The sequence below is a fragment of the Thiovibrio sp. Mzg5 genome (genome assembly GCF_055379285.1).
Genome location: NZ_AP022872.1, coordinates 1,698,707 through 1,712,409, shown reverse-complemented (window position 1 = coordinate 1,712,409; position 13,703 = coordinate 1,698,707). Strand labels below are relative to the sequence as shown.

At 57.1% G+C, this 13,703-nt stretch carries 13 protein-coding genes; 10 read left to right on the top strand and 3 right to left on the bottom strand.

Annotated elements, in window-relative coordinates:
* The first annotated feature begins 130 nt into the window (after window positions 1–130).
* Window positions 131–1,447: a M48 family metalloprotease gene (locus ACZ46D_RS07725; protein WP_464926877.1), complete on the top strand. Its 1,317-nt coding sequence runs from the start codon at window positions 131–133 to the stop codon at window positions 1,445–1,447.
* Here ACZ46D_RS07725 and ACZ46D_RS07720 read toward each other — a convergent pair.
* On the bottom strand, window positions 1,444–2,181 hold the full coding sequence (locus ACZ46D_RS07720) for a DUF6901 family protein (protein ID WP_464926876.1): 738 nt from the start codon (window positions 2,179–2,181) through the stop codon (window positions 1,444–1,446). The two genes, ACZ46D_RS07725 and ACZ46D_RS07720, sit on opposite strands and share 4 nt — an antisense overlap.
* 263 nt (window positions 2,182–2,444) lie before the next feature.
* Here ACZ46D_RS07720 and ACZ46D_RS07715 point away from each other — a divergent pair, with 263 nt between their 5' ends.
* The 6 genes from ACZ46D_RS07715 to tpx all read left to right on the top strand — a co-directional run bounded on the left by ACZ46D_RS07715 (window position 2,445) and on the right by tpx (window position 9,616).
* Entirely contained in the window at window positions 2,445–3,926 is a 1,482-nt protein-coding gene (locus ACZ46D_RS07715; RefSeq protein ID WP_464926875.1) for an HD-GYP domain-containing protein, read from the top strand.
* A 101-nt stretch (window positions 3,927–4,027) separates the two neighbouring features.
* A complete protein-coding gene (locus ACZ46D_RS07710; protein ID WP_464926874.1) occupies window positions 4,028–5,461 on the top strand; it encodes a phospholipase D family protein in 1,434 nt (477 codons plus the stop codon).
* Window positions 5,462–5,569: 108 nt separating this feature from the next.
* Window positions 5,570–8,011, top strand: coding sequence for a hybrid sensor histidine kinase/response regulator (locus ACZ46D_RS07705; protein ID WP_464926873.1), 2,442 nt, complete (start codon window positions 5,570–5,572; stop codon window positions 8,009–8,011).
* A gap of 113 nt (window positions 8,012–8,124) precedes the next feature.
* Window positions 8,125–8,547 (top strand): response regulator, encoded by a 423-nt coding sequence (locus ACZ46D_RS07700; protein ID WP_464926872.1) that lies wholly within the window; start codon window positions 8,125–8,127, stop codon window positions 8,545–8,547.
* 33 nt (window positions 8,548–8,580) lie between these two features.
* Complete coding sequence (locus tag ACZ46D_RS07695) at window positions 8,581–9,030, top strand: Hsp20/alpha crystallin family protein (RefSeq protein ID WP_464926871.1); 450 nt, start codon at window positions 8,581–8,583, stop codon at window positions 9,028–9,030.
* Between the two features lie 85 nt (window positions 9,031–9,115).
* Window positions 9,116–9,616 (top strand): thiol peroxidase, encoded by a 501-nt coding sequence (gene tpx / locus ACZ46D_RS07690; protein WP_464926870.1) that lies wholly within the window; start codon window positions 9,116–9,118, stop codon window positions 9,614–9,616.
* Window positions 9,617–9,676: 60 nt separating this feature from the next.
* Here the strand turns inward: tpx and ACZ46D_RS07685 are convergent, their stop codons facing one another.
* Window positions 9,677–11,500, bottom strand: coding sequence for a pentapeptide repeat-containing protein (locus tag ACZ46D_RS07685; protein WP_464926869.1), 1,824 nt, complete (start codon window positions 11,498–11,500; stop codon window positions 9,677–9,679).
* Window positions 11,501–11,598: 98 nt separating this feature from the next.
* Between ACZ46D_RS07685 and ACZ46D_RS07680 the strand changes: the two genes are divergently transcribed.
* Window positions 11,599–11,838, top strand: a complete 240-nt coding sequence (locus tag ACZ46D_RS07680) for a hypothetical protein (protein ID WP_464926868.1) — start codon at window positions 11,599–11,601, stop codon at window positions 11,836–11,838.
* 40 nt (window positions 11,839–11,878) lie between these two features.
* Window positions 11,879–12,769: a methylenetetrahydrofolate reductase [NAD(P)H] gene (gene metF / locus ACZ46D_RS07675; protein ID WP_464926867.1), complete on the top strand. Its 891-nt coding sequence runs from the start codon at window positions 11,879–11,881 to the stop codon at window positions 12,767–12,769.
* Window positions 12,770–12,779: 10 nt separating this feature from the next.
* Here the strand turns inward: metF and ACZ46D_RS07670 are convergent, their stop codons facing one another.
* The gene (locus tag ACZ46D_RS07670) at window positions 12,780–13,007 is read right to left on the bottom strand and encodes a nicotinamide mononucleotide transporter (RefSeq protein WP_464926866.1); all 228 of its coding nucleotides are present in this window, start codon (window positions 13,005–13,007) and stop codon (window positions 12,780–12,782) included.
* A 224-nt stretch (window positions 13,008–13,231) separates the two neighbouring features.
* On the opposite strand from ACZ46D_RS07670, the gene ACZ46D_RS07665 reads away from it, so the two are divergent.
* Window positions 13,232–13,660 (top strand): FKBP-type peptidyl-prolyl cis-trans isomerase, encoded by a 429-nt coding sequence (locus ACZ46D_RS07665; RefSeq protein WP_464926865.1) that lies wholly within the window; start codon window positions 13,232–13,234, stop codon window positions 13,658–13,660.
* Window positions 13,661–13,703 lie beyond the last annotated feature (43 nt).

The window sequence follows — 13,703 nt, the reverse complement described above, 5'->3', positions numbered from 1 at the left end:
GGTCGCTGTCCGTCGCCTCCAAAGAGTGTTTCACGTGTGGCGAACCCGCTTGCGCATGATGGGTGAATTGAATAGACTGGTGAGTATCGTCTGCATCCTTCTTCAAACGTAACCCGACTGGTGTTTCGTCATGGATATTCGTTCACTGTTTTCCTTGCCTGTGCTGACCGCGCTGGTATTTCTCCTTTCCGGCTGTGCCTTGAATCCCGTCACCGGCAAGTCGGAGCTGGCTTTTTACAGCATGAGTGAACAGGAAGAAGTCTCCCTGGGCAGAAAGGCCTTTCCCGAGGCGATCCAACGGATGCAGGGGGAATACGATGACCCGCGGCTTAAGGACTACATCGTCTCGGTGGGGATGCGGTTGGCCAAGGTCAGCCATCGGCCCAATCTGCCCTATGCCTTTAAGGTTGTCAACGACTCCAGTCCCAATGCCTTTGCCATGCCCGGTGGCAATATCGCCATCACCCGCGGCCTGCTGGTCGCCCTGGAAAACGAGGCTCAGCTTGCCGCAGTGCTTGGCCATGAGCTTGGTCATGTCACGGCCCGCCACTCGGTGCAGAACCTGCAACGCGGCATCTTGCTCAATATTGGCCTACAGGTTTTGTCCTATGGGAGTAGTGGAACTTCTTACGGCGTTCTGGCGCGGCAGGCAGGGCAGGTGGCGGGTTCAATTCTGGACAGCTCGTACAGTAGGGAGGAGGAGCGCGAGGCGGATCGGCTGGGCATCGACTATATGGTGAAGGCCAAGTACAGCCCCAAGGGTGCGGTTGAGTTGCAGGAGTTTTTAGCCAAAAAAAGTGGTGAGGGGGAGGCTCAGTGGATGCAGGGGTTGTTTCGCACTCATCCTTTTTCCAAGGAGCGGATGCGGGATAACCAGTACTACATCGATAGCAAATACAGTTGGGCCATGAACAATGAGGAGTATGACTCCGGGGCCGGAGATTTTCTGCGGGCGATGGAACCGTTGCGGAAAACCAAGGAGGCTTACGGCGATTACGATAAGGCCAGGGAAAAAGAGCAGGCCAAGGATCTGGTCGGAGCCATCGCCCTGTATGAGCAGGCAGTGCATAAAGCCCCTGCGCAGGGGCTGTTGCAAAGTGCCCTGGGAATGGCCCATTTGAAAAATAATAGCCTTGACGAAGCCAAAAAGTATTTGACCAGGGCCGTGCAACTGGATGGGGATTATCACGAAAGCCATTTCGGCCTTGGCTACCTGTATCTGAAAGAGAACAATCCCGCTTTGGCCAAGGAGCATCTGCAAAAAAGCATGAAGCTTATGCCCACCCTGGGCAGCGCTTTTTTTCTTGCCGAAAGCTATGAGAAAACAGGGGAGCTGGCAAAGGCCCAGGCCTTGTATGGTCAGGTGGCGGGCGCTGATCCCGGCGGCAATCTGGGCAGGTCTGCGGCTGTTAGAGCCAGGGCGCTTGGGAGTGGGGGCCGCCGTTAGGAAGGTGAGGATTTTTCCGGAGGAGCGACTGTTTTCAGAAACGGTTCGAACAGGTAGCGGAGCTCTTCGAGAGACTGTTTGATCACATAGGGCAGGGCCTTGGCGTACATGTCGAGCAGCACAATGGCATTGACGGACGAGTCGGTTTTTGAAGCGCTCCGTACTCTTTTTGCCATGGCCAGATTGACCTCCTGCATGGTGCGGTACAGATTCGTTAATTTTTCCAGGTTAAAATCCGCCAGGCCTCCCTCGTTTTTCACAAAATATTGGGCCAGCATATAGGTTGCCGTGGCGCGGAAGATGGTTTCTTCCTCGTTGGCCAACGGCAAATGAAATCGGGCCATGGGCTTAAAAAAGGCGGTGTGCGGGCAGCCGCTTGTCGCGATGACCAGCCCCATCAGGGAGCAAAGCGCCCTTTGCGCCGTAGTCTTCTGGGTGGTTATCCTTTCGGCGGTTGTCACCTGAAGGTCCACCAGATCAATGGAGATAAGCTTTTCGCCTTGCTGGACAATGCGGGCCAGGTTGGCCGCAGCCGGGCAATGGGGAGAGGACGTCTCTTGCAATGGGCAACTGGCGCACTGGGCGAAGGAGAGCGCGGTCCAATCCGGCAAGGGTTCTGCGGCAGAGTCGGGGAGGGTTTCAAGGGTTTGGGGATCGAGGCGGACGGTGAACAGCTCTTCGCTATTATCCTGGAGACGGAATCGGTATTCAATGACCAGTGGCTGCGGTTGCATGTTCGCGCTGTTCTCCTGAGTTGTTTCTCAAGTTGGCGGCGGAGCCAATGCCACCCATAAAGATGAAGAATGCTCCCATGTTAGGCGAAATCATTTTTAAAAGCAACGATTCGTGCCAGCCCGCATTCCTGCTTGAAAAACGGAGATGTCCAGAGGTTTTGACTTTCAGGCCTTCACTCGGTACACTGATTGCAAAGCGGGTGTGGAATGCTTAAAAAAAGCGGAGCCCCCCAGAAAAAACCTCTGCCTTGTCGGGAAACTGTATGACATCAAGTCAATTGCTTTCCACCATCCTGGTCATTCCGGGGATAATTTTTCTGATTGCCGCAGCGCGTCTCTGTCTGCAGACCAGGCGGCTGGTTCCCCGTTCCTGTGTGGGAAAATGGAGGGCCCTGTCCGTCCTGAACGTGTTTTTTATTGTCGGGTATCTCTTTTTTATCGCTATTCAGGTCAGGCAGCTTGCTTTTCCGGTGGAGATCGTCACCGGCCTGGTTTTTTTCGGCGGCGCCCTCTTTGTTTTTCTGGTTATCGGCTTGTCCCAGCTCACCATAACCAGGATTTATGAGGCGGAACTGGAAATCCTTCGGACCAACGCCGCCCTTGTCCAAAAAAATACGGAACTCGAAAAGGAGATTGCCGCCCGGCTTGAGGCGGAAGGTCGGGCCAGGGCGAGGCTCCAGCATCTTACCACCCTGCACGCCATCGATATGGTGATTACCGCCAGTCTTGACCTGCGGCTGACCATGAAACTTTTTCTGGAACAGACCGTGTCGCAGTTGGGCATGGATGCCGGGGCCATTCTTCTGCTCAACACCCACACCCAAACCCTGGATCATGGGGCGGACTGGGGTTTTGAGGGGCTTGGCATCCGGAAATCCAGGGTACGGCTTGGCGAGGGCGCCGCCGGGATTGCCGCTTATGAGCGGCGGGTCTTTCACATTGCCGATCTTACCGAGCTTCCCAACCAGTTTGTCCGACAGGAGCTGCTCGAAAATGAGAAATTCATAACCTACTATGCTGTCCCCTTGATTGCCAAAGGGCAGGTGAAGGGCGTTTTCGAGATTTTTTGCAGGCAGCGGTTTGATGCCGAGCCGGAATGGCTCGACTTTTTTGATGCCCTGTCCATCCAAGCGGCAATCGCCATTGATAATGCGACGCTTTTCCGTAATCTCCAGGACTCGAACATCGAATTGACCCTGGCCTACGACACCACCATCGAGGGGTGGGCAAAGGCCTTGGAATTGCGCGATTCGGAAACAGAGGGCCATACCCAGCGGGTGGCGGAGCTCACCTTGAAGGTGGCCTGCGCCCTGGGCATCCGGGAGGATGAGCTTGATCATGTCCGCCGCGGCGCCCTGCTCCATGATATCGGCAAGATGGCGGTACCCGACGCCGTTTTGCTGAATACCGGCTCGCTCACCGAAGAGGAGCAGCAGATCATGCGGCAACATCCGGCCGTTGCCTTTAACCTGCTCTCTCCCATTCAGTATCTGCGCCCGGCCCTTGATATTCCCTATTGTCATCATGAGCGGTGGGATGGCACCGGCTATCCGCGCGGTTTGAAAGGCGAACAGATTCCCCTGGCGGCCAGGATCTTTTCCATTGCCGACAACTGGGACGCCCTGATCTCTGCCCGTCGGTACCGGGAGGCATGGCCTCCGGCAAAGGTCGCCGAGCACATCCGTTCCCTGGCCGGAACCTATTTTGATCCGAATCTGGTGGATATCTTTCTGGCAACAGTGTGAGCTGTCCCGGTTTTTTCTCCCCGCTTCGGCCCTTCAGCCTTTCTTCTCATTATAAAACCGTCATAACTATCAGCTGGATGTCATCGTATTTAGGGGTGTTTATGGAGAAGGCAAGACTCTGGGGGGGGAAGCTCTTGACGATTTTTGTTATTGTCGTGGCGATTGCCTGGCTGGGCCTCCTAGCCTATGGACAGGGCAAGCCTCTGCCCAAGGGGCTCTCGTTTGAGGGACCGCCGCGTGTTGTGCCGGAGGTCGAGTTTCTGGCCGACTGTACCTATCAGCGGGGTGGGCAGCCGGTGCGCGAGCAAGTCATTTTCAAGCGGATGTGCCGGATCATTGATGATGCCGAGCGGTTTGTCCTGCTTGATCTTTTTCTCTTCAACAGCGTCCATGCCCCAGGGGGGAATTTCCCTGCCCTGTCCGACGAAATGGCCCGCAGGCTTGTTGAAAAAAAACAGCGTTCGCCCCAGGTGGATATCGTGCTCATTACCGATGCAATCAATCGGAGTTACGGGCAGGACGAGCCGGAGCATTTCAGGAGAATGCGGGCAAGCGGGGTGCGGATCATTTACACGGATACCAGCAGGCTGCGCGATTCCAATTTTGTCTATTCGGCCTGGTGGCGGCTTTTTTGTCAATGGTTCGGCATCAAGGGGGCTGGCTGGCTGCCGTCGCCCTTTGCCCCGGACGGTCCGGCCATGACCATGCGGGGGTATTTGAGTCTGCTCAACTTCAGAGCCAATCACCGCAAGGTTGTGGTCAGCGAAAAAGAGGCGCTCATCACCTCCGCCAACTCCCATGACGCAAGCGCCTATCATTCGAACATCGCTTTTGTCGCCCAAGGAGCGGTGGTGCAGGATGTTGTCGAGGCGGAAGCGGCAGTGGCGGAACTTTCCGGGGAGACTCTCCCCCGGCGGGAGATTGTGCCCCGTCCTGAAGCCGGTCAGGTGCATCTGCGCTTGCTCACCGAAGGAAAGATCAAGGCGCGGTTGCTGACCGCCCTTGGTCGTTGCGGGACTGGCAGTTCGGTGCGGATGGCCATGTTCTATCTCTCCGACCGCGAGGTTGTTAAAGAGCTTCTGGCTGCGTCGGCCAGGGGGGCCGAGGTGCGGCTTCTCCTTGATCCCAACAAGGATGCCTTTGGCCGCAGGAAAAACGGGATCCCCAACCGACCGGTGGCCCGGGAACTTGTCGAAAAATCCCAGGGCAGGATTCAGGTCCGCTGGTACGGAACGAACGGCGAGCAGTTTCATAGCAAGTTGACTCTGATCTCCCTGCCCGGACAGACCGTGCTCATCGGCGGTTCGGCAAATCTGACCCGGCGAAATCTTGATGATCTGAATCTGGAGGCGTGCCTTGAGGTGACGTCCCCTCCGGATTCGCAGGTGGTTCGGGAGGCAACCGGCTATTTCGAACGGATCTGGCAGAATAAGGATGGCAGCTATTCCCTTGACTACAAGGAGTTTGCCGAGAAATCGCCGTTTCGCTACGCCCTGTACCGTTTCCAGGAGTGGAGCGGGATGAGTACATTTTAACCGCAAGGCGGTGAGGGAAGATGTGCTACAATTAAAAAAAGAGGCGGGATAAAGGTATACCCAGGGCTGAGAGGTGGGGCGCTCGGCCGTAGAGTTTTAGGGGCAACCATGCATGAAAAAATTCTGGTAGTGGACAACCAGCCGCTGATCCTTCGCCTCATGAGCAATTTCCTGGGCAAGAAAGGCTACGAGGTGAAAACCGCGCCTGACAGCCTGACAGCCCTTGCCGTGCTCGCTGATTTTGTTCCGGATATCATGTTTGTGGATATGATCATGCCCCATATCAGCGGTGACAAGCTGTGCCGGATCGTCCGCTGCATGCCGGAGATGAAAAACGTCTGTATCATCATTCTTTCCGCCATCGCCGCAGAGGAAAAGATCGACTGTGCCTCGTTTGGCGCCAATGCCTGTATCGCCAAGGGGCCTTTCCGCGACATTGAACAGCATATCTCCCGGGTGCTCACCGCCCGCGCCAACAAAGAAGATCTGAATTTTCCCGGGATTGTTGGGATTGAAAGTGTGTACGAGCGGGAAATCACCAAGGAACTGTTGAGCTCAAGGAAACATTTTGAGGTTGTCCTTGGCAACATCACCGAGGGTATTGCCGAGTGCACCGCCGAAGGAAGGATTGTGTATGTCAACGCCGCCGGCGCGGCGCTCCTTGGGATTCGGGAAGAAAAAATCCTGGCGACGAATCTGTTTGATTTTTTTGTCGGCAGCACCCGGCAGGAAGTGGAAAAGATATTTGTCGACCTTGGCGAGCGGCCCATTGCCCTTGGCGAGGAGACGGTCTTGCTGCTGAAAGGGCGGCGGGTTGCCCTGATTTTGCTGCCCATTGTCGATGCGGGCCAGCGCACGGCCATCTTGATCATTCAGGACATCACCGAACGCAAAGCCGCGGAAGAGAAACTTGAGGGGTATCGTGACCATCTGGAAAAAATGGTGGTGGCGCGCACGGCGGAGCTTTCGCAAAAAAATGAGCAGCTCCACAAGGAAATCCGTGAACGCCGCGCTGCTGAAGAACGGATGGGGGAGGCCCAGCGGGAGTGGGAGCGGACCTTTGACGCAGTGGATGACATCGTTACCCTGCAGGATGCCTCTCTTCGTCTCACCAGGGTAAACAAGGCGACCTGCCGTATTTTGCAAAAAACAGCGGCAGAGCTGGTCGGCCGGTATTGTTACGAAGTGTTCCGGGGAATTCCCGAACCCTGTCCCGGGTGCGCGGCGCATCTCGCTGGCCACGATCCCAAGTCATACAGCCAGGAGCTTTTTCATCCCGAGCTGCACAAGACCTTCCTGCTCACCGCCACCCCGGTCATGGATGACCAGGGAAAGATGAGCGGTATCGCCCATTTCGCCAAGGATATCAGCGAACAGAAGAAGCTGGAGTTCCAACTCCTACAGGCCCAGAAAATGGAGGCCATCGGCACCCTGGCCGGCGGCATTGCCCATGATTTCAACAATATCCTTGCCGCGATCATGGGCTACACGGAACTGGCCATGATGGATCTGCCTCAGGACACGCCTGCCTATGCCAAGCTGGCGGAAGTGAGCAGGGCCGGCAAGCGGGCCAGGGATCTGGTGGCGCAAATTCTCACCTTCAGCAGGCACAGCGAGGCAAGACGGGAGCCCCTTGAGCTGCGGAGCATAGTCAAGGAGGCCATGAAGCTGCTCAGGGCTTCCCTGCCCAGCACCGTGGAAATGCAGCAGGAAATAAGCGGTCAGCCCTGTTGGGTCCTGGCCGATCCGGTGCAGATCCATCAGGTGCTGATGAATCTCTGCATCAACGCCTCCCACGCCATGCGCGGCAAGGGGGGCCTCATCCTGGTCACCCTTGCCCCCGAAGAGATTGATGGGCCCCGCGCCGCGCTGAACCCGGATATGCGGCCCGGAGCCTATGTCCACCTTGGGGTGCGGGATACCGGGCAGGGGATGGAGCAGGATGTGGCGGCGCGGATCTTTGAGCCGTTTTTTACCACAAAACAAACCGGGGAAGGGACCGGGATGGGGCTTGCCGTGGTGCATGGGATCGTGAAAAATCATCAGGGCGCCATTGAGGTTGCCAGCGTTCCTGGCCAGGGCACGGTTTTTGATCTCTATTTACCCCGGATTACCGAGGTGGGGGAGATTGGCGGCACCCTCGGCGATCTCCATATATCGCGGGGCACGGGACGTATTTTGTTCGTGGATGATGAGCCTGCCCTGGCCGAATTGGGGAAGCAGGTGCTTGAAGCCTTAGGGTACCAGGTTCAGGCCCATGGCGACAGCCGGGAGGCGTGGACGCGGTTTGCCGCCGACCCGGAGGCCTTTGACCTGGTTATCACCGATCTGACCATGCCGGGCATGACCGGCGCCCAGCTTGCCGAAAAGGTCCTGGCCCTGCGCCCCTCCATTCCGGTTATCCTGACCACGGGCTACAGCGACATTCTTACCGAGCAAGAGGCACGGGAGCTGGGGGTGCGCGAGTATCTGCTCAAACCCGTGAGCACCGTCAGGCTGGCGGAGGTGGTGCGCCAGGTGCTCGATGCCGAGGGGCAGGCAGAACAATAAAAAAAATCTGCTCCTGCCGACGGCGCAAAAGCATACTGAATATTCTGGGTTGCCGGAATTGTGGTGCCGCTGAGGCACGAGTATCGAGGGGATGCACTCCTGGAGGAGGGCGTATGGACCTGTTGGCGCGATTGCAGGGGATGAAGGTGCTGCTGGTTGAGGATGATCAGTGGATCAGGGATTCTCTGCGCCGGTTTTTTGCCAAGGAAAATTGCGCGCTCATGGTGGTGGAGAGCGGGGAAGACGCCCTGGAGATCGTCAAGGGCAATGGTTGCGACATCATCATCACCGGCTACCGCCTGCCCGGCATGGATGGCCTTGAATTCTTGAAAAGGGCGGAGCGCATTAATGCCCGGTTTAAAAAAATCCTGCTCACCTCCGACATGAGCGAAGCCGTCATTTCCGAGGCCTTCCGGCTCGGGGTGCATGAATTCATCGAAAAACCTTTTTCCACGGAGGATATGGAAGAGGCCCTTGTCCGGATCCTTGAGAAAAAAATCATCGGTAACGGGCAGGATTTGCTCAAAACGCTGTAACGCCCAGGGGGGCTTAACTGAAGGAGGTGTACCATGATGGATCTTATCCCAAGGAAACCGTTTTCAGAACTCAGCACCGTACGCAACGAAATGGACCGGCTGTGGAACCGGTTCCTGGATGATTGGCCATTGCCGACCGTGTTCACCAAGGGGTGGGCGCCGATGGCCGACATCTCGGAAACCAAGGACAAGCTGATCGTCAAGGCCGAGCTGCCGGGCCTTGAGCCGGAAGACATCAAGCTGAGCCTTTCCGGCAATCTCTTGACCATCAAGGGCGAGAAGAAAAAAGAAAAAGAGGAAAAAGACGAGCAGCATTACTCCCTGGAGCGTTACAGCGGCGAGTTTCAGAGATCCTTCCGTCTGCCGGTGGAGGTGCTGGAGGACAAGATTGATGCCAAATTCGACAAGGGCGTGCTCACCATCACCATGCCCAAGGCCACCAAGACCCCAAAAAAGGAAATCAAGATCAGCAAAGGGAAATGAAAAAAAAACCTTCCCCTGGGCTCTTTTTTTCTCCAATCAGGATTGCCGTGGCGATTTACAACAACCATTTTTTGAGGAGTACAGCATGGCCCAAATAACCCTGCAGGGAAACCCTGTCCAGACCATTGGCGAGTTACCGGCGCCCGGCGCCAAGGCCCCGGATTTTCTGCTGACCAAAACGGATTTGAGCGATGTGCGGCTGCGGGATTTCGTTGGCAAGCGGCTGGTGTTGAACATCTTTCCCAGCATCGACACCCCGGTCTGCGCCATGTCGGTCCGCCACTTCAATGCAGCGATAAATGCCCTGAGCAACGCCGTCTGTCTGTGCATCTCCCGGGATCTGCCTTTTGCCCAGGCGAGATTTTGCGGGGCAGAGGGGCTGGACAGGGTGGTGCCTCTTTCGGAACTGCGGGACAGGGAGTTTGGTGACTGCTACGGGGTCCGTATCACCAGCGGCCCTTTGGCTGGGCTGCTGGCCAGGGCTGTTGTGGTGTGTGATGAGCAGGGCACGGTGCTGTACAGCCAGCTGGTGCAGGAAATCAAGGATGAGCCGGATTATGAGGCGGCCTTGGCTGCGTTGCGGTGAAGATGGGGGCTGCTTCGGAGGAAAGGGTTGGGGAGTTTTCCTGTTTTCCGGGCGCAGGTTTTAGCGGCCTGCCGGTCCAAGCCCTGATGCGTCCTTGATGTTTGCCCCTTTGAGATTGGTGTTGCTCAGGTCGGCCTTGTAGAAATCAGCTCCTTCCAGATCGGCATTTTCCAGATTGGCACCGCTCAGGTTCGCACCCTTGAGGTTTGCCCCTTCCAGATTGGCGTCACGCAGGTTCGCCCCGGAGAGATTGCTGCGTTCGAGGGCAGCCCCTTTGAGTTTTTTCCCGGAGAGATCCTGGCCGGCAAGATTGCACTCCACGCAGCGGTTGGATTGCAGGAGTTTCTCCAGGTCCGTCAGCTTGGGGGCTTCAGGCACCTTCCCCTCTTCCAATGCCTTGCTCGGGGCTGGTGGGCTTGGCGCGACCGGTGAGGCCAAGGGCAAGGCAGCAACGCCTGCCGGGGTTGGCATTGCTTCCGCTGGAGCCGGTTTGGCCGGCGGCGTGATGGCGGCCTGGGCTGCAAGCGGGGCGCTGGGCACTGGAGAAGCGGCAGGCAGCTCCTCCGCAGGCATGGCCGGGGTCGGGCTGGGTGGTGACGCAACGGGGGCCTCGGCGATTCCGTTCTCCTGCTCGGGAGCATTCATCGTTTGCGTTGTCTGCAGCGCCGGGAAAGAAGGAGACCAGAGGTTTTCCCCCTGTTTCCGATCCCTTTCCAGGGGATCTTTTCTCTTGGGGGGCGAAGGTTTTTTGTCGCGGTACTGGGCGAGGAAGGCGTCAATATCCGCTTTGGTACCCTTCTGGCCCTCTTTTTCCAGGATCGTTCCGACCAGGTATGCCCCTTCCAGATCGGTTCCTGACAGGATTGCTCCGGTGAGATCGGCTTTGTAGAGATCAGCTCCGGCCAGGTTGGCCTCCGTGAGATTGGCCTGGCTGAGGTTTGCTTCCGCCAGGTCTGCCGTCTTGAGACTGGCGCCTTGAAGATTGGCCCCGCTCAGGTTGGCTTCAGCCAGGTTGGCCCGATTCAGGTTGAGGCCGGCAAGATCGGCACCGGCCAGGTTGCAGCCAGGGCAGGCGTTTTGGGAAATCAGGCGCTCAATCTCCGACGCAGCTCCCGAGGATATGGTCGCTGGTGGTGCCGGTTTTTTGACAATCTTGACCGGAGCGGGTTGCACCGGAGGGCGCGCTATGGGACCCGAGGCCTGTGCTACAACCGGTGGCTCGGGTCGGGTTGTCGGCGGAGTTCCCGCAGAGGGTGGGGCAGGCTCCGGTGCGGGAGATGCTGCCGGTGAAGCAGCAACGGCAACCTCGGGAGAAGCCGGAGCCGGAGGAGGTGTCTGTGCTTGTTCTGGTGCATAAGGCTGGGAGGCAGGCGCGATTGGTTCGGTTTTTTCCTGAAGCTGGGGAGCGGCGGCAACGGCTTCCGGCCCGGGCTTTTTCGGCTCTTTAAGGGCGTGTTCCGGGGCGGTGTATGTGCCACCCTCGAGGATTGCCCGATCACGGTTGCTGGTGGCAAGGGAGGCGCCCTTGAGATCGGCCCCCTTGAGAAAGGCACCGGTGAGATCCGCCTTGTAAAAATCAACATCCTGCAGGTTGGCGTCGGTCAGGTTTGTCCCGGAAAGATCAACACCCTTGAGGTTTGCCCCTTCCAGATCGGCTCCGGCAAGGTTTGCCCGGGAGAGATTGCTCCGTTCCAGAAAGGCGTTGGCAAGCTTTGCCCGGCGCAGATCAGCGCCGGAGAGATCGCACTCCACGCAGCGCTTGGTGGCCATCAGGGTTTCAAGGTCTTTCTGGGTGTAAGCCGCGGCCTGGCGGGGGGCGGCAGCCAGGCACAGAGAGCAGAAGAGCAGGGCGGCCGCAGGTGTTTTTTTGTTTGAATGTGCCAATGTGTCGTGATCCCCCGGCCATCTCCCCGATGGCGCAATGTTTCCAAACCGTTACCAGAATCTGATTACAACCCTGGGCCGGACTTTGTCAAGTCAAGATGAGAGCCAGCACGGTAAGGCTGGAGATCCCAGAGAGAGTATTTGCCGACAACCGCGTTTTTTTTCACGCCGGCTGCGAATTTTTCGCGCCGGCAGAGGAAAAATTTGTTGTAGTCGCAAAAAAAGACGCCATTACAACAGTTATTGCTTGGGAACTCTTTGATTTTATGGTACGGACAGGTGGCCTATTTTCCCTTTTTTGCGAGTTCGGCAACTTTGGCGGAGGGGTGTTTTTTTGATATTTGAAATTTTATACTAAAACAACGGGTTAGAGAGACGATGCTGGTAAAAGACATTCTCGATAAGAACAGGTTTTCCTTCAGTTTTGAATTCTTCCCGCCCAAGGATGAGCCGGGCTGGGAGTATCTTTTTGCCAACATCTCCGACCTGATGCCCCTGAAGCCCGCCTATGTCAGCGTGACATACGGGGCGGGCGGCTCGACCCGGGACCGGACCCACAAGCTCATTGTCAGGATTCAGCAGGAGACCAGCCTCACTGTGGTTTCCCATCTCACCTGCGTCGGCTCCAACCGGACCGAAACAGGGGAGATCCTCCGCAACTATGCGGCAAGCGGGGTGGAGAATATTCTCGCCCTGCGCGGCGATCCTCCCAAGGGGCAGAGGGATTTCGTTGAGCCCCCGGACGGTTTTGCCCATGCCGCCGACCTGGTCGCCTTTATCAAAAAGAATTTCCCGCGGATGGGCGTTGGGGTGGCCGGTTTTCCCGAGGGGCATCCCGCCACCCCCAACCGGCTGCTGGAGATGGACTATCTCAAGGCCAAGGTCGATGCCGGGGCGGACTATATCGTGACCCAGCTCTTTTTCGATAACCGCGATTTTTATGATTTTCGTGACCGTTGCGCCTTGGCCGGCATAACGGTGCCCATCATCGCCGGGCTCATGCCCATCACCAGCAAGAGCGGGATGGTGCGCATGGCAGAGCTTGCCGCCGGGGCCAGGATTCCGGCCGCCTTGCTCCGCGCGCTGGATCGGGCCAAAAGCGATGAGCAGGTGGAAAAGGTCGGGGTGCACTGGGCCACCGAGCAGGTCCGTGATCTGCTCGATAACGAGGTGCGGGGCATCCATTTTTACACCCTGAATCACTCCCGGCAGGCCCTGGGTATTTACCAGGCCCTCGGGGTGGAGGATTCCATTCAGCTGGGGGCGTGAACCCGGGGCTTCAGGCTTTTTCTTCCTGGGTCCGGCGGGGCCACCATTTGAAGATGCCGTAAACAGAGAGTACCAGATAGACCGAGAAGAGAAAGGCCTCGGCCAGCATGCCCTTATGGGAAAAGCTGATGATCCAGCCAAGATTGGCGATGGTCCAGATCACCCAGCCTGCCGCGCGTTTCTGCAGGTTGTAGAGGGTTCCCAGGATGCTGAGCCCGGTGAGAATCCATTCGAACATGGCAAGTCCTTCATTGGCGCCGCGTTGCTTTCGCCGCTACGCTGCTGCTCTGGCTTTGTTGTTTAAGGGAAAAGAGGAGTAAGGCCCCAGCTTAAAGCCAAAGAGGGGCCTTAAGCAAGCACCAATCTTGAATAATGCGTGAAGCCGTGTTTTGTTTCGTTATAAACAACGTAATTTCATTGATATAAAATCCCTCCCAGGGAGAAGACAAAAAGGAGCACGATATGTCACAGGCTAAAAAAGGAGATAGCGTCAAGATCCATTATACCGGCACGCTGGAGGATGGGACTGTTTTCGATTCCTCTGCCGGGCGCGACCCCCTGGCGTTCACCCTCGGCGGTGGCCAGGTAATAGTGGGCTTTGAAGAGGCTGTTTTGGGAATGACCATCGGCGACAAGAAAAAAGTCACCATCCCCTCGCATAAAGCCTATGGCAAAAAGGATGAGGCGCTGGTTATCGAGGTGCCGCTGAATCAGGTTCCGCCGGATCTCAATCCCGAGGTTGACCAGAAACTGCAGATGGGCGGCCCCAACGGGGAATTGGTTGTGGTAACGGTTCTGGCGGTAACGGACGAGGTTGTCATCTTGGACGCCAACCCGCCCCTGGCAGGCAAGGATCTCACCTTTGATCTGGAACTGGTGGCGATTTCCTGAGCCGGAGGAAAATGAGTCTGTCCGATGCCCTGGTAATTTTTTT

Excerpts from the sequence above, each read along its gene's own strand:
- ACZ46D_RS07725 (WP_464926877.1), top strand. The coding sequence starts at position 131 with ATGGATATTCGTTCACTGTTTTCCTTGCCTGTGCTGACCGCGCTGGTA.
- ACZ46D_RS07720 (WP_464926876.1), bottom strand. The coding sequence starts at position 2,181 with ATGCAACCGCAGCCACTGGTCATTGAATACCGATTCCGTCTCCAGGAT.
- ACZ46D_RS07715 (WP_464926875.1), top strand. The coding sequence starts at position 2,445 with ATGACATCAAGTCAATTGCTTTCCACCATCCTGGTCATTCCGGGGATA.
- ACZ46D_RS07710 (WP_464926874.1), top strand. The coding sequence starts at position 4,028 with ATGGAGAAGGCAAGACTCTGGGGGGGGAAGCTCTTGACGATTTTTGTT.
- ACZ46D_RS07705 (WP_464926873.1), top strand. The coding sequence starts at position 5,570 with ATGCATGAAAAAATTCTGGTAGTGGACAACCAGCCGCTGATCCTTCGC.
- ACZ46D_RS07700 (WP_464926872.1), top strand. The coding sequence starts at position 8,125 with ATGGACCTGTTGGCGCGATTGCAGGGGATGAAGGTGCTGCTGGTTGAG.
- ACZ46D_RS07695 (WP_464926871.1), top strand. The coding sequence starts at position 8,581 with ATGATGGATCTTATCCCAAGGAAACCGTTTTCAGAACTCAGCACCGTA.
- tpx (WP_464926870.1), top strand. The coding sequence starts at position 9,116 with ATGGCCCAAATAACCCTGCAGGGAAACCCTGTCCAGACCATTGGCGAG.
- ACZ46D_RS07680 (WP_464926868.1), top strand. The coding sequence starts at position 11,599 with ATGAGAGCCAGCACGGTAAGGCTGGAGATCCCAGAGAGAGTATTTGCC.
- metF (WP_464926867.1), top strand. The coding sequence starts at position 11,879 with ATGCTGGTAAAAGACATTCTCGATAAGAACAGGTTTTCCTTCAGTTTT.
- ACZ46D_RS07670 (WP_464926866.1), bottom strand. The coding sequence starts at position 13,007 with ATGTTCGAATGGATTCTCACCGGGCTCAGCATCCTGGGAACCCTCTAC.
- ACZ46D_RS07665 (WP_464926865.1), top strand. The coding sequence starts at position 13,232 with ATGTCACAGGCTAAAAAAGGAGATAGCGTCAAGATCCATTATACCGGC.